The organism is Candidatus Hydrogenedentota bacterium, from assembly GCA_016791475.1.
In the GTDB taxonomy this organism is placed as follows: Bacteria; Hydrogenedentota; Hydrogenedentia; order Hydrogenedentales; family JAEUWI01; genus JAEUWI01.
On the sequence record JAEUWI010000117.1, the window covers coordinates 1 to 985 of the forward strand.

Annotated in this window: 1 protein-coding gene and 1 tRNA gene; both read left to right on the top strand. The window is 61.3% G+C overall.

Annotated elements, in window-relative coordinates; genetic code table 11:
• Positions 1-109 precede the first annotated feature (109 nt).
• Positions 110-451 (top strand): rhodanese, encoded by a 342-nt coding sequence (locus tag JNK74_28155; GenBank protein MBL7650063.1) that lies wholly within the window; start codon positions 110-112, stop codon positions 449-451.
• 218 nt (positions 452-669) lie between these two features.
• Positions 670-753 (top strand) — tRNA-Leu (locus JNK74_28160).
• Positions 754-985 lie beyond the last annotated feature (232 nt).

Consider the following 985-nt stretch of genomic DNA (forward strand, 5'->3'; position numbering starts at 1 on the left):
AAGGACGATTATCTCGGCGAATTCGCACACACTTGCCCCCTTGCCATTTGCTGGCTCCCCTGCAAAAGATAGTGGTTTAACATCGAGTTCCGCCCTCTCGCAGGCCGTCATGAGCGATCCCACCGAACCGATCGAAGTCTCCGTCCCCGAAGTAAAGGAGCTGCGCGACGCCGGCGCCGATTTTCTGTTCATTGATTGTCGTGAACCCGACGAGCACGCCATCGCGGCGATCACAGGCGCTCAGCTTCTGCCGATGAGTGCGCTCGCCGAGCGAATCGGCGAGTTAGCGGGACATGAGGAGCGTCGCGTAGTGATTCATTGTCACAAGGGGGGCCGCAGCCTGCGCGTGGCCAATTGGCTGCGACAGCAAGGGTTTTCGCGAGCCCAGTCAATGGCGGGCGGCATCGATCGGTGGGCGACCGACGTCGAGCCGGGGATGGCGAGGTATTGAGTCAGGCGTCAGGCGTCAGGCGTCAGGCGTCAGGCGTCAGGCGTCAGGCGTCAGGCGTCAGGCGTCAGGCGTCAGGGAGAGTTTGCCGGTATCGGATGGTCGGCGCAAGCTGTTTTTTCTGCATTTGCTGACTCCTGTCCGCGGATTCCTGGCTCCTCCCCAGCCCCCCTTGAATTTCGCGGTTCGACCTGCGATTGTTATTCGTTCGACCGTAGCTCGCCGGAGTGGCGGAATTGGCAGACGCGCATGGTTCAGGTCCATGTGCCCGCAAGGGCGTGGAGGTTCAAGTCCTCTCTCCGGTATTTGAGTATCTATTCCGCCGCTGGACTGGGCGCTTAAGCGACCAGTCCGAAGTGCGCAAACGGCGCCCAGACCAAGTCGCTTAGGTCTGAGACAGCAGCGGAAAGAATCGCCCGCTCATCTTCTCGCCGCGCGGGATCGCGTCGACTCCGGTCAGCAGCGGCCCGTCAGAATCTGACAGCGTGCCATCTGTGAAGAGGTTGATGACCACTGCTCGTCGTGGACGAGGGCTGC